General features: G+C 65.5%; 20 protein-coding genes, 2 tRNA genes and 1 pseudogene. 15 read left to right on the top strand and 8 right to left on the bottom strand.

Going from position 1 to position 23,864, the window contains the following annotated elements; genetic code table 11:
* Nucleotides 1-158 precede the first annotated feature (158 nt).
* Nucleotides 159-521, top strand: coding sequence for an NINE protein (locus CAP13_RS07570; protein ID WP_085830998.1), 363 nt, complete (start codon nt 159-161; stop codon nt 519-521).
* A 225-nt stretch (nt 522-746) separates the two neighbouring features.
* Here CAP13_RS07570 and CAP13_RS07575 read toward each other — a convergent pair.
* Nucleotides 747-837 (bottom strand) — tRNA-Ser (locus CAP13_RS07575).
* A gap of 77 nt (nt 838-914) precedes the next feature.
* Nucleotides 915-3,320, bottom strand: a complete 2,406-nt coding sequence (locus CAP13_RS07580) for a hypothetical protein (protein WP_085830999.1) — start codon at nt 3,318-3,320, stop codon at nt 915-917.
* A gap of 164 nt (nt 3,321-3,484) precedes the next feature.
* Here CAP13_RS07580 and CAP13_RS07585 point away from each other — a divergent pair.
* The 8 genes from CAP13_RS07585 (at nt 3,485) to CAP13_RS07625 (ending at nt 13,226) form a co-directional block, all read left to right on the top strand.
* Nucleotides 3,485-3,561: transfer RNA gene (locus CAP13_RS07585), tRNA-Arg, on the top strand.
* A gap of 737 nt (nt 3,562-4,298) precedes the next feature.
* The gene (locus tag CAP13_RS07595) at nt 4,299-4,817 is read left to right on the top strand and encodes a ferritin (protein ID WP_085831001.1); all 519 of its coding nucleotides are present in this window, start codon (nt 4,299-4,301) and stop codon (nt 4,815-4,817) included.
* Between the two features lie 178 nt (nt 4,818-4,995).
* Nucleotides 4,996-6,006 (top strand): tRNA glutamyl-Q(34) synthetase GluQRS, encoded by a 1,011-nt coding sequence (gene gluQRS / locus CAP13_RS07600; RefSeq protein ID WP_085831002.1) that lies wholly within the window; start codon nt 4,996-4,998, stop codon nt 6,004-6,006.
* Nucleotides 6,007-6,178: 172 nt separating this feature from the next.
* A complete protein-coding gene (locus tag CAP13_RS07605) occupies nt 6,179-8,065 on the top strand; it encodes a DUF2207 domain-containing protein (protein WP_085831003.1) in 1,887 nt (628 codons plus the stop codon).
* A gap of 399 nt (nt 8,066-8,464) precedes the next feature.
* Nucleotides 8,465-10,183, top strand: coding sequence for a bifunctional phosphoribosylaminoimidazolecarboxamide formyltransferase/IMP cyclohydrolase (gene purH / locus CAP13_RS07610; protein ID WP_085831004.1), 1,719 nt, complete (start codon nt 8,465-8,467; stop codon nt 10,181-10,183).
* Nucleotides 10,184-10,398: 215 nt separating this feature from the next.
* On the top strand, nt 10,399-11,163 hold the full coding sequence (locus tag CAP13_RS07615) for a hypothetical protein (RefSeq protein WP_097677694.1): 765 nt from the start codon (nt 10,399-10,401) through the stop codon (nt 11,161-11,163).
* 303 nt (nt 11,164-11,466) lie between these two features.
* Complete coding sequence (locus CAP13_RS07620) at nt 11,467-12,144, top strand: response regulator transcription factor (RefSeq protein WP_085831005.1); 678 nt, start codon at nt 11,467-11,469, stop codon at nt 12,142-12,144.
* On the top strand, nt 12,141-13,226 hold the full coding sequence (locus CAP13_RS07625; RefSeq protein WP_245798957.1) for a sensor histidine kinase: 1,086 nt from the start codon (nt 12,141-12,143) through the stop codon (nt 13,224-13,226). The genes CAP13_RS07620 and CAP13_RS07625 overlap by 4 nt, the downstream gene beginning before the upstream one ends.
* Nucleotides 13,227-13,376: 150 nt before the next feature.
* On the opposite strand, the gene CAP13_RS10320 is transcribed toward CAP13_RS07625, so the two are convergent.
* A complete protein-coding gene (locus tag CAP13_RS10320) occupies nt 13,377-13,970 on the bottom strand; it encodes a DeoR/GlpR family DNA-binding transcription regulator (RefSeq protein ID WP_342743220.1) in 594 nt (197 codons plus the stop codon).
* On the opposite strand from CAP13_RS10320, the gene CAP13_RS10325 reads away from it, so the two are divergent.
* On the top strand, nt 13,920-14,300 hold the full coding sequence (locus tag CAP13_RS10325; protein ID WP_245798958.1) for an ATP-binding protein: 381 nt from the start codon (nt 13,920-13,922) through the stop codon (nt 14,298-14,300). The two genes, CAP13_RS10320 and CAP13_RS10325, sit on opposite strands and share 51 nt — an antisense overlap.
* Nucleotides 14,301-14,450: 150 nt before the next feature.
* Here the strand turns inward: CAP13_RS10325 and CAP13_RS07640 are convergent, their stop codons facing one another.
* Nucleotides 14,451-15,242 (bottom strand): DeoR/GlpR family DNA-binding transcription regulator, encoded by a 792-nt coding sequence (locus CAP13_RS07640; RefSeq protein WP_085831009.1) that lies wholly within the window; start codon nt 15,240-15,242, stop codon nt 14,451-14,453.
* A gap of 286 nt (nt 15,243-15,528) precedes the next feature.
* Between CAP13_RS07640 and CAP13_RS07645 the strand changes: the two genes are divergently transcribed.
* Both CAP13_RS07645 and CAP13_RS09740 read left to right on the top strand, forming a co-directional pair.
* Nucleotides 15,529-16,233: a transaldolase gene (locus CAP13_RS07645; RefSeq protein WP_085831010.1), complete on the top strand. Its 705-nt coding sequence runs from the start codon at nt 15,529-15,531 to the stop codon at nt 16,231-16,233.
* 12 nt (nt 16,234-16,245) lie between these two features.
* The gene (locus tag CAP13_RS09740) at nt 16,246-16,386 is read left to right on the top strand and encodes a PTS sugar transporter subunit IIA (RefSeq protein ID WP_143764929.1); all 141 of its coding nucleotides are present in this window, start codon (nt 16,246-16,248) and stop codon (nt 16,384-16,386) included.
* Nucleotides 16,387-16,573: 187 nt separating this feature from the next.
* Here CAP13_RS09740 and CAP13_RS07650 read toward each other — a convergent pair whose 3' ends face one another.
* A complete protein-coding gene (locus tag CAP13_RS07650) occupies nt 16,574-17,011 on the bottom strand; it encodes a universal stress protein (protein ID WP_085831011.1) in 438 nt (145 codons plus the stop codon).
* 201 nt (nt 17,012-17,212) lie between these two features.
* Between CAP13_RS07650 and CAP13_RS07655 the strand changes: the two genes are divergently transcribed.
* The 3 genes from CAP13_RS07655 to CAP13_RS07665 all read left to right on the top strand — a co-directional run bounded on the left by CAP13_RS07655 (nt 17,213) and on the right by CAP13_RS07665 (nt 21,125).
* Nucleotides 17,213-18,109, top strand: a complete 897-nt coding sequence (locus CAP13_RS07655) for an undecaprenyl-diphosphate phosphatase (RefSeq protein ID WP_085831012.1) — start codon at nt 17,213-17,215, stop codon at nt 18,107-18,109.
* Nucleotides 18,110-18,639: 530 nt separating this feature from the next.
* Nucleotides 18,640-19,971: an NCS2 family permease gene (locus CAP13_RS07660; protein ID WP_085831013.1), complete on the top strand. Its 1,332-nt coding sequence runs from the start codon at nt 18,640-18,642 to the stop codon at nt 19,969-19,971.
* Nucleotides 19,972-20,180: 209 nt separating this feature from the next.
* Nucleotides 20,181-21,125: a nucleoside hydrolase gene (locus CAP13_RS07665; RefSeq protein WP_085831014.1), complete on the top strand. Its 945-nt coding sequence runs from the start codon at nt 20,181-20,183 to the stop codon at nt 21,123-21,125.
* On the opposite strand, the gene CAP13_RS07670 is transcribed toward CAP13_RS07665, so the two are convergent.
* The 3 genes and pseudogenes from CAP13_RS07670 to CAP13_RS07680 form a co-directional block, all read right to left on the bottom strand.
* Nucleotides 21,122-22,327 (bottom strand): phosphopentomutase, encoded by a 1,206-nt coding sequence (locus CAP13_RS07670; protein WP_085831015.1) that lies wholly within the window; start codon nt 22,325-22,327, stop codon nt 21,122-21,124. The two genes, CAP13_RS07665 and CAP13_RS07670, sit on opposite strands and share 4 nt — an antisense overlap.
* A gap of 10 nt (nt 22,328-22,337) precedes the next feature.
* Nucleotides 22,338-22,643 (bottom strand): annotated as a pseudogene (gene deoC, locus CAP13_RS07675) (deoxyribose-phosphate aldolase); the annotation flags it as partial.
* A 6-nt stretch (nt 22,644-22,649) separates the two neighbouring features.
* Entirely contained in the window at nt 22,650-23,855 is a 1,206-nt protein-coding gene (locus CAP13_RS07680) for a phosphopentomutase (protein WP_085831015.1), read from the bottom strand.
* Nucleotides 23,856-23,864 lie beyond the last annotated feature (9 nt).

A 23,864-nucleotide genomic window follows, 5' to 3' on the forward strand; every position in this document is an offset into this window, starting at 1 on the left:
CCGCCATCCCTGGACCGCATCAACCAGGGCGTGCCAGCTCGGAGCATCTGCCGGATGAGCACTCGCATCGGGGAAGGAGCGGGGCACCGGCGCAGGCCCCGGGGCGTTCACCGCGCGGTGTGGCCCGGATTCAGAAGACGAGGGAAGGAAACGCAACCATGTACGAGGACCTGAAGACCCTGCAGGAGCTGCGGGACAACGGAACCATCACCGAGGATGAATTCGAGACGAAGAAGCGGGAGATCCTGGAGCGGCCGGCATCCTCCAGCTCGGAGAAGAACAAGATGGTGGCCGGCCTGCTCGCCATCTTCCTCGGGGGTCTGGGCATTCACAAGTTCTACCTCGGCTATTCAAAAGCCGGGGTGATCATGATCTGCGTCACCATCCTCGGCTCCTTCCTGCTCTTCCTCGGCCCCATCATCATGGGGGTGATCGGGCTCATCGAGGGCATCATGTACCTCATGAAGTCCGATGCCGAGTTTGAGCAGATCTACGTGGTGGGCCAGAAGGAATGGTTCTAGGGCGCCTGTCCAGCGCAACAGGGCGAAGGGATGCGACCAGGCCTGTGTCACAGGCAGGGTCGCAGTTTTTTCTCTCGCGAGCCAGTAGGTGTTGGTAGCCCTGTGCTGCCCTGCGTAGCTGCGGGGCACTTCCGTTTATTCAACACGGGCGATCCGGCGCCGGGGGTCTCTGCGGGGCCGTCAAACAAAAGAACCCCGGGCCCCGGGGTTCTCAAGAAGACTGTCTGGCGGAGAGCTGGGGATTCGAACCCCAGATTCCCTTGTGGGGAATACTCGCTTAGCAGGCGAGCACCTTCGGCCTCTCGGTCAGCTCTCCGTAACAGCCCAAGCATCATACCCCAGGTGTGCCCTGCGAGACAAGCACAGCCGGCCAACTTACGAAACTTCCCCCAGCTACCAGTTGAGGGAGCGGCACACCAGGCCGAGTTCATCGTCCGATCGGATGCGCCACATCTCGAAGCAGCAGCGGGCCGCCAGAAAGTGGAAGCCGGCGTCGCAGAGCATCACGGTGGCGTCAGAGAGGAATCCGAGGACGCGCTCACTTGGCGGCAGGGAGATTCCCAAGCGCGCGATCTCGGCTCGCGCGGCATCGAGATCGGGCGGCTCCTGCAGCCGTAACTCAGCCATGAGCTGGCGCATCTCCTCCTGCGCTGCGGAGAAGAGGCTGGAGTGCGGCGAGACCATCCGATAGCAGGCGAGCGCCGCACCGGCGTCGCCCTCCCGCCAGTACGCGAAGGCGAGTCGGTAGAAGTAGTACTCCGAGCCCTCGCGGTCGAGGGCGCAGCTGAGCCCGTGGCGCGCGACCTCGATGACCTCATCGAAGCGCTCGAGATGCGCGAGGACGTTGATCAGGGCGAAATGGGCGCCGCCGGCAGTCGGCGCCATGTCGAGGAGCTTCCGCGCCTCGACGACGGCCTCCTCGTAACGACGGTCCCGCGACAGCAACGTCGCGATCTCCATCTGGGCGTAGAAGAGCGCGTCGGGGGCGCGGAGGATGCGGCGACTCCGATCCTCCTCATCGAGCCCGAGGAGCATGCGGTTGAAATACCCCTCGGCATAGCGGCTGACGACGGGACTCTCAGCGAGTGCCTCGGCCGCCGCCGCATGCGCGCTGAGCTCCTCGACGAGGCGCGTGAGCCCCTCGATGGCACCCGCGCGGTCGCGGAGGGCGAGCTCGCGCAGCTGCGCCACACGCTCCATGGCGGGGTCGCCCTCGGCCTCCATGACCTCGAGGTCCGCTGCGGTGTCGGCGAGGAGCATGGCGCGCAGCGGCTCGGGCAGAGCGCGATGGTCGTGCCGCGGCTCCGCGGCCTTGCCAGAGCACGGCGGTAGGAAGATGGCGAGCTCCGGGGAGTCCGCGGGGATTGCGTATGTTGCGAGCGCGTCGGCGGTCCAACCCTCGTCAAGCGGATGGGCCCCAAAATCCCGCGTGCGCTCGAGGGTCTGTGAGAGGAACGCCGCGCGATCGCAAGCGAACGCCTGCCCTGGACGGTCCTCGACGGACACCAGGCGCACCACGCAGCGCTCTATGTTCAGACTGGCCCCGAAGGACGCGGCCATGAGGGTCATGGCCATGCGGCGCGCAAGCTCGTCCGCCTCGGCGCGCAGATCGCGCATATCCGCGGCAACCCAGGTGCGGTCGGCGGCACTATATATATCTGCGGGGAGGAACGCCGGTGTCGGGGCGATGAACTCGACCCCCATCGTCTGGGTGTCGGCCTCGTAGCGGAAGAGGCATTCCAAGCTGGCGACGAGGCTCAGCCCCTCGCAGAGATGCGCCATGCGCGTGCGCACATCCCATTCGCCCCCGGGCCCACAGGCGATACCGCCCGGTTGCCGCCAATCGTTCTCGCGCTGCCCGCGGTCGAAGACAGAGCCGGCGGACGTGCCCAGGGCCTGCAGGGCCGCGCTGTCCATCCGCTGGCAGGCCTCCTCGGACGGGGAGGCGCTGAGTGGGGCGAGTCCCGGCCCGATGAGGTCGAGGAGGTGGGAAATCCGGTTCAGCGCCGTCTCGAGGGAGAGCGTGAAGGCCTTGTCGTCGTTGCTCGAGTTCTTGCGGTCGAACACGATGTAGAACGCGCCGGTGCGCTCGATGCGCGCGATGTGGACCTCTCCGCTCATGGCGATGGCCCGCAGGCGCGTGAGGTCGAAGCGGCCGAGGACACGGCGGGCGTAGCGCTCGATGCCGCTGGGGTCCTCGGTGGCATCGATGCGGAACAGCATGGCCTCGATGGCGTCGGGCAGCGGCAGGCTGCGGAAGCCCTCGAAGATCTCGACGGGGCGACCGAGCTCCTTGAGCCCCATGTCGATCGTGGGCTCACCCGCCACCTCATCCCGCTTGGCGGGAGCGAACAGGCAGTGCATGAGGAACAGCGTGGCCATGAAGGCGCGGTAGGGGAGCGCATGCTGTCCGTGCCAGGTTCCCTCATCGCCTCTGAGGAGCCCGGTGACGGTTCCGCTGAACCCGCCGACGCGGAGCGGCTCCGTGCCGGCGCCATGCAGGTAGATCCCGCCGCCTTCTTCAGACCCCTCATGCATGATGGAGAGATCGGGAGCGGCGTCCGGGATCTCGGTCACCGCGTCATCGACGCGGTAGACCTCTCCGGTTCCGGTGATGAGGGCGAGGATGCGCGCCTGCGACCCCTTAAGGTACTCGACAAGGTAGCCCTGCGTATTCGGAGGTTCAGGGCAGATACGGCTGATCAGGCCGTAGCGTGCGTGGCGGGGCTGGTCGGGTACCGGGGGCAGCCGATGCTTGCGGCTGAGCAACGGTAGCTTTATGGATGAAACCTCTGACATGCGGGCCTCTCGCTCGAAGGTGTGCTGAGTTTCATTGTCCCCCGTATGACGGACCACCCATCTGCGAATATGTGGGGCGGTTGGGGCAGGGGGAGAAAACTTTCCCGCGAGTCGAAAAAGTTCTTGACGCCGCCATGGCCCCATGCCATTATATCTCTTGCGTTGCGGCGTTACCTCAGCTGGATAGAGGGTCTGACTACGAATCAGAACGTCACAGGTTCGAATCCTGTACGCCGCACCAGTTTGAACTTGCAGGTCAGGCAGCATAAAGCGCCTGGCCTTTTTCTTTTGCGCGCATCTCGGATGGCTTGCACGCTTGCAGATATCTATCATATTGCCCACCTGCGCCACGCTCTGCGCGCGAGGACGGCCTGCATGTATGTGGGTGTCTATTTCGACATGCACGGGGCACGCAAGCGGCCGGGAGGTCCGCGCATCCGCGGATCGGCTCAAATACTTTTGCATTTTCTTGAGCTGTGCATAGATTTCGCTCGAAAAGGGGCGAGATATGAACCCCGCTATGCAGAGCTCGCGAAAATGCACCATCGTTGAACAGGCGTTTTACCGAAACAACCGCGGACCGTCCCTCCGAGGCTATGCATAGCTCGCAAAAACACAAAACGGGGACCGGTCCGGCCCCTTGCGAAGCGCCGCTTTGGAGGCCCCTCCCTCAAAAGTCATTCCCTGTCTGAATCAACTGCCGTCGGCCAACCATAACCAACTGCCGAAACCCCATTTGAATCAACTGCCGGCGATCCACCTGAACCACCGCCGACGGCCCGCCCAATCCATTCACCGGAATCCCATCCAGCCCACGCACGGGAAACCCGTTCAAGCCGTTCGCCGCAGACCCTGCCCGGAGCATCTATTTATTTGACATCTCAATGCCATGCGATTCACACCGGGGCTCCGGGGTATAACAGCGGGAGCAGATGACAGCGCACCGAGCGCTCGTCCCGAGAGAAAGAGGGAATCGCCATGGCAATGAACGAGAAGGTCTCCGAGGTCCTTGAGAAGCAGATCAACGAGGAGCTGTTCTCCTCCTATTTCTACCTCACCATCGCTGATTACTTCGAGGACCGCGGCCTCAAGGGCTTCGCCAACTGGTATGTGATCCAGATGAAGGAGGAGCTCGACCACGCCATGGCGCTCCGCCGGTACCTGCTAGACAATGACTACACCCCCACCATGGAGGCCATCGAGAAGCCGACGGCCAACTTCGCGAGCGATCTCGACGCCCTAAAGGCCGGTCTCGCTCATGAGGAGCATGTCACCGACCTCATCCACAACTGCTACTCCGTCGCCCATTCGGTGCATGACATCCGCGCCATGAAGATGCTCGACTGGTTCGTCGAGGAGCAGGGCGAGGAGGAGGCCAACGCCCGTGACATGATCACCAACATGGAGCTCTTCGGCACCGATCCCAAGGGCCTCTACGAGCTCGACCGCGAGTATCAGGCCCGCGTCTACACGCAGCTCACCGCGCTTCCGCTGTAGTCAGTCAGACCCCTTCCTCTCTGGAGAGCCCCGGCGTCCCCATGCGCGCCGGGGCTCTCCGTGTTTATGCGGCAGCGCTATACTGCGATCCATGGATTCACACGACGACAGAGCGCAGGTTGCAGATGGCCCCGCAGGCGACGCGCCCCGCAGGGCAGATAGGAGCGTGACCTCCTGCATGGGCGGAGGTCCTGAAAGCCCGGCTGCTGCAGTTGCCCCCGGGCGCCCCTCATCCACAACGGTTGAACCGGCGGGCGCGGCCCCCGTCGGCCGCTTCGCCCCGTCGCCCACGGGGCGCATGCACCTCGGCAACGTGTACGCCGCCCTCCTGGCATGGCTCTCGGTGCGCTCGCGCGGAGGGCGCGTCCTCATGCGCATCGAGGATCTCGACCCCCGGGCCATGAGCGGCCCATGGGCCCCTTTGATCCTCGACGACCTCAACTGGCTTGGCCTCACCTGGGATGGTGATCCCGTCTACCAGCACGACCGCCTCGGCCTCTACGAGGACGCCGCGAACCGCTTGCGGGATTTCGGTCTCGTCTACCCGTGCTTCTGCTCGCGCGCTGAGCTCCATGCGGCGTCGGCCCCGCATGCGAGCGACGGGTCCCCGATCTACCCGGGGACCTGCCGCGACCTCTCCCCTGAGGAGGTCTCCGCCCGGTCACGGGTCCGTCCTCCGGCATGGCGGCTTCGCGTGCCGGACGCCGCGGACCCAGCCGGCACCTTCGCCTTCACTGACCTGGTCTTCGGTTCGCAGTGCCAGCATCTGGCCACCACCTGCGGGGACTTCCTCATCCGCCGCAGCGACGGGGTCTTCGCGTATCAGCTCGCCGTCGTGGTGGATGACGCCGCGATGGGGGTGACCGAGGTCGTGCGCGGCCATGACCTCATGGGGTCCGTGCCGCGCCAACTCTACCTGCAGCACCTGCTCGGCCTGCCCCATCCCGTGTACGCCCACGTGCCCTTGCTTCTCGCTCCGGACGGCCGCCGCCTCTCAAAGCGCGACCAGGACCTCGACATAGGTGAGCTCAGGGCCCGTTTTGGCGATGCGGCGCACCTCCTTGGCTGGCTCGCCGCCCTGACCGGCCTCTCCGAGGACGCCGCTCCGATAACCGCCGAGCAGCTGGCGACATCGTTCGACTGGGAGCGCGTGCGCCGTCACCGCGCTGATGTCGTCATCAGCCGCTAGGCCTGCCCGAACCCGTGCGAATTGCCGCCGCCCGCCTCGGTAGGAGGCTTGGATCTGAGCGGAGCCTCCGGGCCCGTGTGAATTGCGCACGGCCCCTGGGCTCATCCGGGGCCTGCGGTATGGGTACAGAGATACAATATCGGTAGACCTGCCGCCAAACGAAGGGTTTCCCATGCGTCCACGCTCCATCGCCCTCCTCCTGGTCTCACTCATCGCCCTCATGCTGCTGCCGGCAGTCGCGTGGGCGGACGGGTTCTCGATGCCCCAGGTGGACATCACCGCCGAGGTCCAGACCGACGGCACCCTGCGTGTGACCGAGCGGCGGACCTTCTCCTTCGACAACGACGTGAACGGTGTGTTCTGGACCATCCCGCTCGGTGCGAACCAGCAGGGCGGGGCCACCTCGCTGACCGTCACGGGCATGTCGGAGGAGAGCGGCTCGGAAACGAGCGAGTTTCGCCGCGATGACACGGCGCTTAGCGGGGATCGCGGGGTGTATTCGGTGAGCGACGACTCCGGCTCGATCACCCTGAAGGTCTACTCGCCGCATGAGGACGGCGACACGGCGACCTACACCCTGAGCTATACCTTCATCGGCGCGGTCATGGGCTGGGCCGATACCGCCGAGCTGTACTGGAAGTTCATCGGCGACGAGTGGGACGAGGACTCCCAGAACGTGACGCTCGCCGTGACCTTCGCCGGCGCGGCCTCGTTGGGTGTCGCCGCCACCACCGGGGACGACAGCGCGAACCTGCGCGCCTGGGGGCACGGCCCGCTCAACGGCAACGTCTCGCTCGATACGGCTGCGAACTCCGTCAGCTACACGGTCCCGTGGGTCCAGTCCGGTGAGTTCGCCGAGGCCCGCGTGGCCTTTCCCATGGCGTGGGTCCCAGGACTCACCGCCTCGTCATCTAGCCGGCTCCCGACGATTCTGTCCGAGGAGGAGCAGTGGGCATCTGAGGCCAACGCCCGCCGCGCGCGGGCGCGCACCATAACCGGCATCGCCACTGTTGCCAGCATCGTCGTCCCCGCGATCTTCCTCGCGATCATGGTGCTCATCAAGCGGCGCACGAAGAAGCCGGTGCCCGTGTTCGACGAGACCTATTTTCGCGACCTCCCCTCAGACGACCATCCAGCGGTGATCGCCGCCTTCATGAACGACGGGTCGGTGGGCAACGAGGCCCTCGTCTCGACGCTCATGAAGCTCACCGACGATCGCGTGGTCGCCATCTCGAAGACGAGCGAGACCCGCCGCGGCATCTTCGGCAACAAGACCGAGGAGGATTACCTGCTCGCGGTCGAGAAGGAGAAGCGCGACGCCCTCACCGACGACATCGACCGCAAGGCGCTCCGCGTGTACTTCGGTAAGAAGAACCAGATCTCGTTCAGCGATATGGCGGAGGATGCGAAGGAGCATAAGACGAGCTATGCGGACCGCTGGGACACGTTCGTGGTGACGGTCACAGCCCGCTTCGAGGAGCGGAACCTCGTGGCCGACACCGGCAGGGGCAAGGCCGCGGCGACCATGTTCGTGGCCGGCCTGCTCATCACGGGATGCGTCGTCGCCCTCGTGCTCTCGGAGAACCCCGTCATCTTCGCTGGCATCGCCCTCAGTATCGCCGGCGGCATCATAGGCATGACATTCCACCGCTACACGCAGGAGGGGGCTGAGCTCCGCGCCCGCTGCGTGGCGCTCAAGCGGTGGTTCGAGGACTTCACGCGTCTGGGCGAGGCGGCTCCCGGTGACGTGGTGCTTTGGAACAAGCTGCTGGTGCTGGCTGTCGCCCTGGGCGTCTCCGACCGCGTGCTCGAAGAGCTCGCCGCCGCCACGCCGCGCGAGTTCGAGGACGATTACGTGGGCGGCTACTACTATCCGGCCTGGTGGTGGGTGCGCAGCCACGGTTCGCTCGGGTCCCCTGCGAACACGCTGAACACCGTGAGCCCGCTCTCGCTCGCGCAGATCGCGAGCAGTTCGGACAGCTCGGGCGGCGGTTTCGGCGGCGGGTTCTCCGGCGGTGGCGGTGGAGGTGCCGGCGGTGGCGGGGGCGGCACGTTCTAATCTGTCCGCTCATCTGGCTCGGGGCATGCGACGTGCGGTGTTGATCCGCAGCCGCGTGCTCGAGCGGGCGTAATAGGTAAAAGAAAAGGCCCCCTGCCCGGGGCCTTTCTTATGAGCGGCTGGTGTGCGCTCTATGTGTCGGGTCGGCGGTTCACCTCGCCGGCTCGGCACTTGCGTTGTACCACGCGCGGACCAGGGGTAATCCCGGTTACCCCGGCATCACGGATGCACCGCAAAGTCTTCGCCGATCGATCACGGCTTCGGCGCATTTCCTCCAAATATCAGACGGGGCGCTTGTGCGCTCCCCGCGACCGATCGGGGGTCAAGTGCGCTACATTTAAACCGTCGTGCCGGCGGGGCATTCGGACACCCCGGCAACCTGTTCCCCAAGGAGGGCGTATGTCGCTGGATAGGAAGATCGAGCGGGCGTTGATCTCGGTGACGGACAAGACGGGTGTGGTCGACTTCGCGCGCGCCCTGGTCGAGACCTTCGGGGTTGAGATTATCTCGACGGGCGGCACGGCTGCTGCGATCGAGGCCGCGGGCATCCCCGTGACGCCGATCGAGGAGTTCACCGGCTTCCCTGAGATGATGGACGGCCGCGTGAAGACCCTTCATCCGCTGGTCCACGGCGGCCTGCTCGCCCGCCGCGACCTGCCCGCTCACATGGCCGAGGCTGAGGAACACGGCATCCGCCTCATCGACCTCGTCGTCGTCAACCTCTATGAGTTCGAGAAGACCGTGGCCGCTCCGGACGTCACCTTCGCCGACGCCATCGAGCATATCGACATCGGCGGCCCCTCCATGCTCCGCTCCGCCGCCAAGAACGCCGACGCGGTGACCGTGGTCATGGACCCTGAGGACTACCCCGTCATCCTTGCCGAGATGGCCGACCACGCCGGCGCCACCACGCTGGATACCCGGCGCATCCTGCAGTACAAGGTCTACACGAGGACGGCTGCATACGACGGTGCGATCTCGAACTGGCTCTCCGGCCAGCTGCTGGCCGCCGGCAACCTGCCGCAGGACCGCGGGCTCACGGGCATGGCGCTCTCCGAGGTCGTGCCGGTCGACCCTGAGAGCGAGGAGACCCGGCGCGAGGTGCTCGAGGGCATGGCGGTCAACGCCGAGGAATGGCGCGCCGAGCCGGCCTCGTTCATGACGGTGCCCCTCATGAAGCAGCAGGATCTTCGCTACGGTGAGAACCCGCATCAGACCGCATCCTTCTACCGCACGCCGGGCGCCTCGGAGCACTCCCTGGTGAACGCCCGTCAGCTCCAGGGCAAGGAGCTCTCTTACAACAACCTGCTCGACACCGATGCCGCATGGGGCCTCGTGCGTGAGTTCGCGGAGCCGGCCTGCGTGATCCTGAAGCACCAGAACCCCTGCGGCAGCGCGGTTGCCAAGGACGTCACCGAGGCCTACGACCGCGCCTTCGCCTGCGACCCCAAGAGCGCCTTCGGCGGCATCATCGCCTGCAACCGCGAGGTCCCGCTTGAGCTCGTCGAGCACTTCGCCGATCAGAACAAGCAGTTCGTGGAGGTGCTCATCGCGCCGTCCTACACCCCTGAGGCGCTTGAGCGCCTGGCGCGCCGCACCAACTTGCGCGTGCTCGCCACCGGCGGCATCGACGCCCCGACGGCGCTCGAGTACCGCTCGGTTGACGGCGGCATGCTCGTGCAGACCGTGGACCGCGTCGAGGAGGATCCCGCCTCGTTCATCGTGCCCACGAAGCGCCGGCCCACGGATGCTGAGATGGCCGACCTGCTCTTCGCCTGGCGCGCCTGCAAGGGCGTGAAGAGCAACGCGATCCTGATCGCCAAGGACGGGGCGGGCATCGGCATGGGCCCGGGTCAGCCCAACCGCGTCGACTCGGCCCTCCTTGCCTGCAGTCGTGCCGAGGAGGCCTGCGGGCGCATGGGCGTCGAGGCTGGCGGCTTCGCGTGCGCGAGCGACGCGTTCTTCCCGTTCCGCGACAACGTGGACACGCTCGCTGCCCACGGCGTGACGGCGATCATCCAACCGGGCGGGTCCAAGCGCGACAACGAGTGCATCGCCGCCTGCGACGAACACGGTATCGCGATGGTGTTCACGGGCACGCGCCACTTCCGGCACTAGGAGAAGACCTGTCGGGGCTCATCGCAGCGCCGGGGCTGCAGTAGGGTGCCTCGTCGCTGGGCCCTTCTCGCAGCGGGACCTGCTCTGCGGCGAGATGCGGGTCCCGCGGCGGCCCCCGCTGCGGTTGGCCGTTCCGCGGGGCGCGATGGGACGTGCGGGTCGCAAAGGTAGGCGCGGACGTCGGGAGACGTCCGCGCCGTGGTTGAGGAGGCAGCATGGAGGACGAGCTCAGCTCCCTGTTCGACGATGAGAACGAGTTCCGGGCCTATGAGGCGTTCTGCGCCGCCGAGGAGCGGGGGCCTGAGCCCTTCGACCTGGACCGCCCTGCCCTCGTCTGCCGCTGGCGCATGGCAGGCAAGCGGGTTCCCCTGCTCAACCGCCATATCCGCGCGCTTTCCCGGCGCACCGTTCAGGGCGCGCCGCTTCCGCGGAACCTCATCTCCTGGGTCAAGCAGCATATCGAGTGGTCGCTCGCCGAGGGGGACTATGACGAGCGTGACGGCGTGCTCATGCTTGTTGTCGACGTGAACGGCAATGCCGCGATGTCGGTGGGGCCCTATGCGCCCCTGGCGGACGTTTCTGCGGCGGGGCTTTGCGGCCGCGCCGGGCTCGCCGCCGTCGAGGCAGCGGAGACCGGCGTGGCGCCTGAGGCGCTCTGCCAGGTCGACGGCGATCGGCTCACCGTGTTCCAAGGAGAGGGCGCCGTGCCGTCCGGTGCGCTTACCCTGATCGAGCAGCTGGCCGACACCCGGGGCCTCGCCTGGGACCGCGCTGGGCTGCCGAGGGGGGTGATGGCGACAGGGGATACGGCGCCCGGAGCCGCAGCGCCTGTTTCCAGTCTCGATTCGGTTGTCGTCGGGGGAGGGAGTCTCTTCCTCGTCTCCGATGAGCACGGGATCGTGCCTGCCGAGGGTGCCGATGATCCTTTTATCTCGCTCTGCATTGCCGGTTATAAGAAGATATTCGATAAAACGAGATAATTTAAAATAGCTCTCGTTTCCTTGCATACAGAAGGAAACGGCGGGAGTGCAAATCTCCAGAAGTGCGGCAGTGCATTCGAACAGACGGAGTAGGAGCCGGTTTTCTCATGCGAGAACCTGCGGAAACACCGCGGGATCAGTTGGCCTACTCGGCAATCCCGGATTCACTGCCGCACTTCTGGAGGTTTTCAACATCGAGTACGATCGGCGGCCGCGGATCGCTGTCATCGGGCGACGCTGTCGGACGTTGCCGGCCGATGTCATAATGCAAGAAGTCACAACACGCTGTACGAGGGGAGCGCCATGGCAGAATCCGAAGCGCTGATTTACATCGTCGAAGACGACGCCGCTATTCGCGAGGAGCTTATCGCCGCGCTCGAACGCAACAGCTTCAGGACCGCGGCATCCACCTCCTTCGAGCATGTGACGGAGGAGATCCTCGCCGCCCACCCGGACCTCGTCCTGCTCGATCTGACGCTTCCCGGCACCGATGGGCAGTTCATCTGCCGTGAGGTCCGCGCGGCGAGCGATGTGCCCATCGTGGTCTTGACTTCGCGCGTGACCGAGATCGACGAGGTCATGAGCATGAACCTCGGCGCTGACGACTTCATCGCCAAGCCCTATAGCACCCGCGTGCTCGTTGCGCGCATCCAGGCCCTGCTCAGGCGGGCCGCAGGCAGTGACACTCCGGCGACGCTCAGCCACAACGGCGTGGAGCTCGATCCCGCCCGCTTCATCGCGTACGCGAACGGCAGCCAGGTGGAGCTCACCAAGAACGAGATGCGCATCCTTTCACTGCTCATCTCCCGGGCCGGTGCGATCGTCTCCCGTGAGGCCATCATGCGCGACCTGTGGGATTCCGAGGCCTTCGTGGACGACAACACACTCACCGTGAACATCAACCGCCTCCGCGGCACGCTCGAGAAGATCGGCGTGACGGGCTACCTCACCACCCACCGCGGCCGCGGTTACTCGGTGTGACCGTGAACGTCCTGCGCTACCTGCGAGACACGCTGGCGTCGCTGTCCGTCGTGGCGGTCACGCTGGTCCTCACCTGGGTCATCCTGCGGGTCTCGGGCTCCAACGAGGCGGTGTCGATCTTGATCGTCGCGCTGGGGGCCTGCTGCGTCTTGACGGTCTTTGCCATCGAGTACGGGCGTCGGCGCGAGTTCAACCGGGATCTCAACAGCTACACCGAGAGCCCGGGACGTGCCCTCTGGTCCATGGAGATTGCTGATCGGCCCGAGTACCTGGAGGGCCAGATCGCCTACGACGCCCTGCGGCAGGTCTCCAAGGCCGCCAACGACGGGGTCGCCGAGACCAACCGCCAGATGCAGGAGTATCGCGAGTACATCGAGACCTGGGTCCACGAGGCGAAAAGCCCGCTCGCCGCCGCGCATCTCATGATCGAGAACATGGACGCCGAGCTCTCTCGGGCGCAAGGAGGGGGCCCTGATCCCGCGGTGCTGAACGCCCGACTCGACGGGCTCGCCGACGCGCTCGACCGCATGGAGGGGTATATCGAGCAGGCCCTGTTCTACGCGCGGTCCGAGACGGTGGACCGCGACTACCTGATCAGGCCCCACAGCCTTCGTGATCTGATATCCCAGGCGCTGCGCGACAACGCCCGCGCGATGATCGACGCCCGTATGCAGCCACGGCTCGAGAACCTCGACCTCACGGTGTTCGCCGATGAGAAATGGCTGCGCTTCATCGTGAGCCAGGTGATCCAGAACAGCGTGAAGTACGCCCGCTCCGAGGGCGCGGAGATCAGTTTCGTCGGGCGCCTGGTTGGCGAGGGCACGGCGGACGAGCGGATCGAATTCACCGTGGCGGACAACGGCTGCGGTGTGCCCGCCGCCGATGTGCCCCGCGTCTTTGACAAGGGGTTCACCGGAGATGTTGGCCGCACGGGGAGGCGCTCAACCGGTATTGGACTTTACCTGGTTAAACGCCTCTGCGACAAGATGGGGGTCGGCATCCGCGCCAGCTCCGTCGCAGGCGAGGGGTTCACCGTGCACTTCAGTTTCCCCACGAACAAGTTCCATTACTTCGAAGGCTGAGCGCGGAACCGGATCGCGCGTCCGGTTCCAGGGGATGCCAGCAGACACGCTGCGAGATCCAGGATACGCGCCTCGTGGTCCTTGCCCTCGAAATCGGCCATCGAAGTGCGATGTGCCATCGGTAGGTGAGCAGCCTCCCAACCGAATGCACTACGCCTGAGCCAGCACGAGCTCGGGGCCGTCGTGCGCCTCCGAGATGGCGCGCCCCATCTCGCCCTGCGGGTCCCCGTTCATGACCAGCACGTCGAAATCGGAGAGCGAGGCGAACTGGAAGAAGCTCGTCGTGCCCAGTTTGCTCGCGTCGAGGAGCATGAAGCGCTGGCGCGCGTTCGCCAGGTAGCGTTGCTTGATGCTCACACTAAAATCGTGCTTCACGGTGAAGCCGCGATCGGGATGAAATCCATCGGCGCCCACGAAGGCCTTGTCGGCGTAGAGCTTCGACATGCTGTCCAGGGTGAGCGAGCCCGCGGTGTAGAGGTGCCCCTTGCGCAGGATGCCTCCGAGCAGCAGGACGTCGGCACTGGGCAGGTTGTAGCTCACGTAGTTCGCGATCGCCAGATCGCCGGTGATGATCGTGATGTCGCGCTTGTCGGTGAGCTGCTGCACGAAGGAGAAGCTCGTGGTCCCGATGTCCGCGATGACGACGTCCCCGTCCGAGACGAAGCCCGCGGCGGCCCGACCGATGGCNTCACGGTGTTCGCCGATGAGAAATGGCTGCGCTTCATCGTGAGCCAGGTGATCCAGAACAGCGTGAAGTACGCCCGCTCCGAGGGCGCGGAGATCAGTTTCGTCGGGCGCCTGGTTGGCGAGGGCACGGCGGACGAGCGGATCGAATTCACCGTGGCGGACAACGGCTGCGGTGTGCCCGCCGCCGATGTGCCCCGCGTCTTTGACAAGGGGTTCACCGGAGATGTTGGCCGCACGGGGAGGCGCTCAACCGGTATTGGACTTTACCTGGTTAAACGCCTCTGCGACAAGATGGGGGTCGGCATCCGCGCCAGCTCCGTCGCAGGCGAGGGGTTCACCGTGCACTTCAGTTTCCCCACGAACAAGTTCCATTACTTCGAAGGCTGAGCGCGGAACCGGATCGCGCGTCCGGTTCCAGGGGATGCCAGCAGACACGCTGCGAGATCCAGGATACGCGCCTCGTGGTCCTTGCCCTCGAAATCGGCCATCGAAGTGCGATGTGCCATCGGTAGGTGAGCAGCCTCCCAACCGAATGCACTACGCCTGAGCCAGCACGAGCTCGGGGCCGTCGTGCGCCTCCGAGATGGCGCGCCCCATCTCGCCCTGCGGGTCCCCGTTCATGACCAGCACGTCGAAATCGGAGAGCGAGGCGAACTGGAAGAAGCTCGTCGTGCCCAGTTTGCTCGCGTCGAGGAGCATGAAGCGCTGGCGCGCGTTCGCCAGGTAGCGTTGCTTGATGCTCACACTAAAATCGTGCTTCACGGTGAAGCCGCGATCGGGATGAAATCCATCGGCGCCCACGAAGGCCTTGTCGGCGTAGAGCTTCGACATGCTGTCCAGGGTGAGCGAGCCCGCGGTGTAGAGGTGCCCCTTGCGCAGGATGCCTCCGAGCAGCAGGACGTCGGCACTGGGCAGGTTGTAGCTCACGTAGTTCGCGATCGCCAGATCGCCGGTGATGATCGTGATGTCGCGCTTGTCGGTGAGCTGCTGCACGAAGGAGAAGCTCGTGGTCCCGATGTCCGCGATGACGACGTCCCCGTCCGAGACGAAGCCCGCGGCGGCCCGACCGATGGCCTCCTTCGCGTCGGCGTTGATGCGGGCGCGCTCCTCAGGGTAGGAGAGCGCGATGGCGCGACCTCGCGAGACGGCGCCGCCCCGCACCCGGCGCACCCGCCCGCTCGATTCAAGGGTGTCGAGGTCGTGGCGGGCGGTGACATCGGATACCCCGAAGCGCTCCGCGATGTCTCCCACGGCGATGCTCGGCCGGTCGGTGAGCCAGTTCATGATGAAGCGCTGTCGCTCGGCGGCGGACGTGTTGTCACGGGGCATGGACGTCTCCCCCTCGGTTCGATAGCCTTGCAATCACTATAAATAACTTTCGAAAATAAGTATATAACGGAGATCGAGAACCGTGGCGCCGAGATGCCGTTGGGGCAGTTCAAGACGAAACCACCTGGTAACACTACGTATATACTGTATAGGAAGGCAGCAGATTCGTGACCGTTCACGCCTTCAAATCCACCGCTCACCCTCTCGAAGAATTCTGTCTATACAAGACTTACGAAATAACTTATAAACATAATCACCATGGGGATCACGACCAAAGGAGGCTTCCATGGCTTTGAAGGTGTTCGCTGACGGCGCCAACCTGGATGGCATGCTGGAGATGTACTGGGAGGGCAACGTCCAGGGCTTCACCACCAACCCGTCGCTCATGAAGGCGGGTGGTGTGACGGATTACCGCGCCTTCGCCCGTGAGGTCCTCGATCAGATCGCCGACCTGCCCGTCTCGTTCGAGGTTTTCGCCGACGACCTCGACGGCATGGAGGCCGAGGCCCGCGAGATCGCCACGTGGGCTGAGAACGTCTACGTCAAGATTCCGGCCATGACCACCGACGGCACGTCCACGTCCGATCTCGTGCGCCGCCTATCCGCCGACGGCGTCAAGGTGAACGTCACCACGCTATTCACGTCCGAGCAGAACCACGAGTTTATCGATGCCGTGAGCGCTGAGACCCCGTCCATCATCTCGATCTTCGCCGGCCGCATCGCCGACACCGGTGTGGATCCGCTGCCCATCATGAAGGACGCCATCGCCTACGCCGCGCCCAAGGAGTCCTGCGAGATCCTCTGGGCGTCCACGCGCGAGCTGCTGAACATCTTCCAGGCCGAGGAGATCGGCTGCCAGATCATCACCGTCCCGAACTCCATCCTGGCCAAGCGCAAGAACGTCGGCAAGGACCTGCTCGAGTACTCGCGGGACACGGTGCGCGGCTTCGCCCGCGACATCCAGGCCCTCGGCTTCCACATCCTGCCGTAAGGAGGGGGCCGCATGCTGATGGATGAGCTCACACCCGATCTTGTGCTCTGCCGTGCGGAGGCCAAGGATTGGCGCGCCGCGATCCGGATCGCCGGCGGCCTGCTCGAGCGCGCCGGTGCCTGCGAGCCGGCGGGCCGCGACCATGTGGGCTAACGGATCGAGGCGGTGGCACCTTGTGAGGCACCGCGGCGGCGGGCACTGCCTCATGGGCTGCCGGCACCAAGGGCCGGCGCACGATCCGCTCTTCGACAGGCCAGTTCCCGGAAGCTGTGCCCGGCATGAAAAACGGGTGGGCGCCGATGCGACACCCACCCGTCCACATGCGGTGGCGTTGGCTCGCTTACTTCACGACGAGGATGTCGCAGTCGGTGTTCCGCAGCAAGAAGGATGAGATCGATCCGAGCAGCGCGTACTTGATGCCGGAGAGGCCTCGGGCGCCGCAGATCACGAGGTCGGGGTTGACGGTGTCGAGCATGTCGTCCTTCAGGGTCTCGCGGATGCGCCCGGCGCGGACGATGACCTGGATATCCTCGATGCCCTCCTGCTCCTTCGCCTTGGAGACATTCGCCGCGATGGACTCGTTGAAAGCCTGCTCGATGCCGTCGAGGAGGTCGGCCGGGTAGGCTCCGGCGGCTTCGAGCGCCGTGGAGTCGATGACGTGCCCGATTACGAGCTTGGCGCGGTTGCGCGCGGCGACTTCGATCGCCCGTGTGAACACGAAGTCCTGCTGCTCGGTGCCGTCGAGCGCGACGAAGATCGTCTTGTAGCCCTCAGCCATGGTTGCCTCCTTGCATCGTGGGCGGACACCCTGCCCGTCCTGCATGAACCATATTTAAGGTATACCCCTCCCCTGTGCGGGCGAAGGCGTCAATTCTGCGAGCGTGTCTGCTTTTTCGCGGTGCGGGTGGCGGTCGGTGGGGCTGCAGACGATAATGGGAGCCGTTTGGTGTGCGATGCCATCGCGTGATAGGAGACCTGCGTGGACATCATTGAGCTGCTCAAATCGGCGTTCATGGGCCTGGTCGAAGGTCTGACCGAATGGCTCCCCATCTCATCGACCGGCCATATGATCCTCGTGGACGAGTTCGTGAAGCTGAACGTCACCGAGGCGTTCTGGAACATGTATCTGGTCGTGATCCAGCTCGGCGCCATCCTCGCCGTCTGTGTCATGTTCTTCCACGAGCTCAACCCCTTCAGCCCCTCGAAGGGCAGCGACGGCCGCCGTTGCACGTGGGGCCTCTGGGGGAAGATCCTCCTCGGCTGCATCCCCGCCGCCGCCATCGGTGTGCCGCTGAACGATTGGATGGAGGAGCACTTCTACAACCCGGTCGTCGTGGCGCTCGCCCTGATCGTCTACGGTATCGCCTTCATCGTGATTGAGGCATGGCGCGCTAGGAGCACCGTCGCCGATGCTCGGCCCGCGGGTGCCCACTTCGCCACTTCGGCATCCGATGACGACGAGGGCCCCGGCTCCATCACAACCCTTGACGACCTCTCATGGAAGACGGCCCTCGGTATCGGCTGCTTCCAGGTGCTCTCGCTCATCCCCGGCACCTCCCGCTCAGGCTCCACGATCATCGGCGGCCTGTTGCTCGGCTGCACCCGCACCGTGGCCTCCAAGTTCACCTTCTTCCTCGCCATCCCCGTCATGTTCGGCGCCAGCCTCCTCAAGCTCGTGCGCTTCTTCATGAAAGGCGGCGCTTTCGGTCTGGAGGAGACGGTAATCCTCCTCGCCGGCTGCCTCGTCGCGTTCGTGGTGTCGCTCCTCGCCATTCGCTGGCTCATGAACTTCGTCCGCCGTCACGACTTCAAAGCGTTCGGCGTCTACCGCATCATCCTCGGCATCCTGGTGCTTGCCTACTTCTTTGTGCTGTAGGGACGCAAACAAACTGGCAAGCAGCATTTAACAGGCAGTCAGCCCTGATTATGGCAGCGGCAAGCGCAGCGAGCCGTGGCGGGACACGTGTCTGCGGCAACCAAGATCGTGCAAACAACCCCGACCGAAAGCGGCGCGAAGCCAGCCGCGACGGGAACCGTGCAGGCAACGACCCGGATAAGCACTCCACCCCGTTGCTGCAGCGGCAAGCGCAGTGAGCCGCGGTCATTTCCTCAGCGGCTCGGACAAGAGGCGAAGCAAGGGCTGCCCAGGGCTCGATGCCCTGGGCAGCCCTCATCTCTTCCCCCCGGCATGGGCGATGTCACCGTCCTGGCGCGGCGGGGCGTGCGGTTCCGCGCGCAGTTCGGCGCAGCCGCTGTCTGAGCACGGGGCCGCATGCCCCGCCGCGCCCGAGCAGACCAGAATAACCCCCAATCCCCATCGCACAAAGCCCCCACATTTGCTATCGTGTTCCACGTCTCTGCGCGCCACCAGGGCGCGTGTTCTCATTACATAGAGAAGGGGAATGCATGGATCAGTTCTTCAAGCTCTCAGAGCGTGGCTCGAGCGTCGGCACGGAGGCGCGCGCCGGCCTCACCACCTTCCTGGCGATGGCCTACATCATCGCGGTCAACCCGTCGCTCCTCGTCGAGGCGGGTGTTCCCATGGTGGCGGCTGTCACGGCCACCTGCCTGGGTGCCGGCATCATGACCATCCTGATGGGCCTTTTCGCGAACCGCCCGCTCGCCTGCGCGTCCGGCATGGGCGTGAACGCCGTCGTGGCCTTCACCCTCACCGCCCTCGCCGGCGGCGACTGGCACGCGGCCAACGCGGTGATCTTCCTTGAGGGCGCGGCGATCCTCCTGCTCGTCCTCTGCGGCCTGCGCGAGGCCATCATGGATGCCATCCCGGTGTCGCTCCGCCACGCCATCTCCGTGGGCCTCGGCCTCTTCATCGCCATGATCGGCCTCAAGAACGGCGACATCATCGTCGCGAACGAGGCGACGATGGTCGCCCTCGGCGATGTGACGAGCCCGGTGTTCATCATGGGCCTGATCTCGATCATCGCCACGGTGGTCCTCTACTCCATGAAGGTGCCCGGCGCCCTCCTTGTGGGCATCATCCTCTCGGTTCTCGCCGGCATTCCGCTCGGCCTGACCCAGCTGCCCCAGGGCCTCGTGTCCGGCCTGGACTTCTCCTCCTTCGGCGCCCCCTTCCTCGCGGACGAGTCCGGCGTGATGGGCATCACGAAGGTGCTCACGAACCCCATGCTGCTGATCTTCGCCTTCTCGCTCATGATGTCCGACTTCTTCGACACAATGGGCACGGCCATGGCTGTGGCGAAGCAGGGCGAGTTCCTGAACGAGGACGGCAGCGTCGAGGACATCAAGCCCATCCTGATCGTCGACTCCGCTGCGGCTGCCGTGGGCGGTCTGCTCGGTGCCTCCTCGATCACGACCTTCATCGAGTCCTCCTCGGGTGCCGCCGACGGCGCGCGCTCCGGCCTCTCCTCGGTGGTTGTGGGTATCCTGTTCATCCTCGCCGCCTTCTTCTCGCCGGTCATCGCCATCGTGCACTCGGCGGCCACCTGCGGCGCCCTGGTGTTCGTCGGCTTCCTGATGATGGGCGAGGTCAGGGAGATCGACTGGTCCGACCTGCTCGACGGCTTCCCTGCCTTCCTGATCGTGGCCGGCGTGCCCTTCACCTACTCCATCTCCGACGGCATCGGCTTCGGTTTCATCGGCTTCGCGATCGTTGCCGCGGTGACCGGTCAGATCAAGAAGGTCAAGCCCCTCATGTGGGTGGCCGTGCTTGCCTTCCTGATCTACTTTCTGGCGCCTGTGATCTCCAACCTGATCTAACCCCCTGATATAAACCGCATACTGGTATGCGAGGGCCCCGGCGATGCCGGGGCCTTTTTCTTTGCGGGGAGGAATGGGGCCGCATCTCGCCAGGTCGCGGGGCAAGTCTGCGTTTTCACCGGGAGATGAGCCTGCGCTGCCGTTGATGCCGTGGTCTGGGCCCATAATGGGGGAGTGCTTGCAAGCGCACCGTCAACACGAGGAGGATCATGCGAAACGTCTACTTCAATCACGATGGCAACGTCGACGACCTGGTGAGCCTGCTCCTGCTGCTGCAGGTTCCCGATATCAACCTCACGGGTGTGTCGGTGATCGACGGCGATGGCGTGATGGAGCCCGCCGCCGAGGCATCGCGCAAGATCATCGACCGCTTCAACCAGCACGGCCACACGCTTGAGGTGGCGCTCTCGACATCGCGCGCCCGCCATCAGTTCCCCGCAGCGTGGCGCACAAGTGCCTACGCCTTCAACTCCTTCCCGATCCTGAACGAGCACGGTGAGCCGAAGACGCCCTACGCCGCCCGTCCGGCCCATCTCGATATGGTCGAGAAGATCAAGGCCGCAGACGGTCCCACGACCCTCGTCATAACGGGCCCGCTCACCGACCTCGCCCGCGCCCTCGATGCCGATCCTGCCATCGCCGAGCGCATCGAGCGGCTCTATTGGATGGGCGGCTCGCTCGACGGCCACGGCAACGTGCGCGATCCGGGCTACGACGGCACGGCCGAGTGGAACGCCTTCTGGGACCCTGAGGCGGTGAAGCGCCTCTGGGACTCCCCGGTGCCCATCACGATGGTGGGGCTCGAGAGCACCGAGGAGATCCCCTTGAACATCGAGCTCCGTGATCACTTCGCGTCCCTGCGACGCTATCCGGCGCTCGACCTCATCGGCCAGGGCTACGCCCTCGTGCTCACCGCCGAGGCGGACTCCGTCTACTACCTCTGGGACGTGCTCACCACGGTCTGCAGCATGTACCCCGAGGTGGTGGCCGCAGAGCCGGTCCGCTGCGATGTGCTGACGGAGGGAACCGGTGCCGGCCGGACCTTCCGCACGGATGCGGGCCGCGAGGTGGAGCTCGTCACCAAGGCGGACCGCGCCCGCTTCTTCGAGCTCGTGGACCGGCTCGCGCAGTCGGCCGCGCCCGCCCTGTACTAGCGCAGGTCGGTCAAGAAGCTCCGACCCTCGCCGTTGCCGGCCACCTTGAAGTTGTCGAGGACCGTCGCGCCGAGGTCGGAGGCCGTCGTGCGCAGTCCGAGACCGCGGCCGGGCGTCGTCATGGCCGGTGACCAGGCGAGCAGCGGCACGAGCTCGCGGGTGTGGTCGGTGCCCCGGTAGGTGGGGTCGTTGCCGTGGTCGGCGGTGATGAGGAGCAGGTCGCGCTCACCCATGAGCCTCATGACCTCGCCGAGCTGCGCATCGAAGTCTTCGAGCGCCAGGCCGTCGCCTTTGGGGTCACGCCGGTGCCCGTAGACGGCGTCGAAGTCGACGAGGTTCGTGAAGCAGAGCCCGCGCCAATCCCGCCGGCCCATGACCGCGATGACATGCTCCATGCCGTTGTGGTTGCTTTCGTTGTGGAACGACTCGCTGAACCCGTTGCCGCGGAACAGGTCGAAGGTCTTGCCGACGGCGATGGTGTTGTAGCCGGCGTCGTGCAGGAAGTCGATGGCAGTGGAGCCGTAGGGCTCGAGACCATAATCGCGCCGGTTCGCCGTGCGGGTGAAGTCGCCTGCATTCGTCCCCACGTAGGGACGGGCGATCACGCGCCCGACGGTGAACGCGGGGCCGTTGATGAGCGTGCGCGCGTACTCGCAGATGCGGTAGAGCTCCTCGAGGGGGATGACCTCCTCGTGCGCCGCGATCTGCAGCACGGAGTCCCCGGAGGTGTAGACGATGAGGTCGCCGGTGCGCAACTGCTCCTCACCGAAATTGCGGATCACGTCGGTGCCCGAGTAGGGTTTGTTGCAGAGGATGCCGCGCCCGGAGAACTCCCGGATGGGGTCGAGCAGCTCATCGGGGAAGCCGTCGGGGAAGTAGTCGACGTTGAAGCGCGCTGGGAGGCACATCATCTCCCAGTGCCCGTCGAGCGAGTCGTTGCCGAAGCTCGTGATCTGCATGCGCCCGTGGGCGGCCTTGGGCGCCTCAGGGGAGGAGACGCCCTCGAGCCCGCCGGGATGGGTGAGCGCGATGCCGAGCTCCTCGAGGTGGGGGAGGGCGAGCGGCCGCCCGAGCTCACGCGGGAACCAGGATGCCACATGACCGAGGGTGTCGGCGCCATCGCTGTGATAGCGCTCAGCGTCCGGTGCCCCGCCGACGCCGATGGAGTCGATGACGATGGCGAGCACGCGATCGAAGTCCATGACTGCCCCCTTAGGCGTCCAGCTCGGCGAGGATGGCCGGCGCGGCCGAGACGCCGAGCCGGTTCGCACCGGCCTCGATCATGGCGAGGGCGTCCGCCAGGGTGCGGATCCCGCCCGCGGCCTTGACGCCGCAGGCGTCGCCCACGGTTTGGCGCATGAGTGCCACATCGGCGACGGTCGCACCGCCGGTGGAAAAGCCCGTGGAGGTCTTCACGAAATCGGCCCCCGCCTCGACGGAGAGCGTGCAGGCCTGAACCTTCTCCTCCTCGGTGAGCAGGCAGCATTCGATGATGACCTTGAGGANGGCCGCGCCCGCCCTGTACTAGCGCAGGTCGGTCAAGAAGCTCCGACCCTCGCCGTTGCCGGCCACCTTGAAGTTGTCGAGGACCGTCGCGCCGAGGTCGGAGGCCGTCGTGCGCAGTCCGAGACCGCGGCCGGGCGTCGTCATGGCCGGTGACCAGGCGAGCAGCGGCACGAGCTCGCGGGTGTGGTCGGTGCCCCGGTAGGTGGGGTCGTTGCCGTGGTCGGCGGTGATGAGGAGCAGGTCGCGCTCACCCATGAGCCTCATGACCTCGCCGAGCTGCGCATCGAAGTCTTCGAGCGCCAGGCCGTCGCCTTTGGGGTCACGCCGGTGCCCGTAGACGGCGTCGAAGTCGACGAGGTTCGTGAAGCAGAGCCCGCGCCAATCCCGCCGGCCCATGACCGCGATGACATGCTCCATGCCGTTGTGGTTGCTTTCGTTGTGGAACGACTCGCTGAACCCGTTGCCGCGGAACAGGTCGAAGGTCTTGCCGACGGCGATGGTGTTGTAGCCGGCGTCGTGCAGGAAGTCGATGGCAGTGGAGCCGTAGGGCTCGAGACCATAATCGCGCCGGTTCGCCGTGCGGGTGAAGTCGCCTGCATTCGTCCCCACGTAGGGACGGGCGATCACGCGCCCGACGGTGAACGCGGGGCCGTTGATGAGCGTGCGCGCGTACTCGCAGATGCGGTAGAGCTCCTCGAGGGGGATGACCTCCTCGTGCGCCGCGATCTGCAGCACGGAGTCCCCGGAGGTGTAGACGATGAGGTCGCCGGTGCGCAACTGCTCCTCACCGAAATTGCGGATCACGTCGGTGCCCGAGTAGGGTTTGTTGCAGAGGATGCCGCGCCCGGAGAACTCCCGGATGGGGTCGAGCAGCTCATCGGGGAAGCCGTCGGGGAAGTAGTCGACGTTGAAGCGCGCTGGGAGGCACATCATCTCCCAGTGCCCGTCGAGCGAGTCGTTGCCGAAGCTCGTGATCTGCATGCGCCCGTGGGCGGCCTTGGGCGCCTCAGGGGAGGAGACGCCCTCGAGCCCGCCGGGATGGGTGAGCGCGATGCCGAGCTCCTCGAGGTGGGGGAGGGCGAGCGGCCGCCCGAGCTCACGCGGGAACCAGGATGCCACATGACCGAGGGTGTCGGCGCCATCGCTGTGATAGCGCTCAGCGTCCGGTGCCCCGCCGACGCCGATGGAGTCGATGACGATGGCGAGCACGCGATCGAAGTCCATGACTGCCCC

Origin of the sequence: Collinsella vaginalis (assembly GCF_900176655.1) — a bacterium.
Taxonomy (GTDB): Bacteria; Actinomycetota; Coriobacteriia; order Coriobacteriales; family Coriobacteriaceae; genus Collinsella; species Collinsella vaginalis.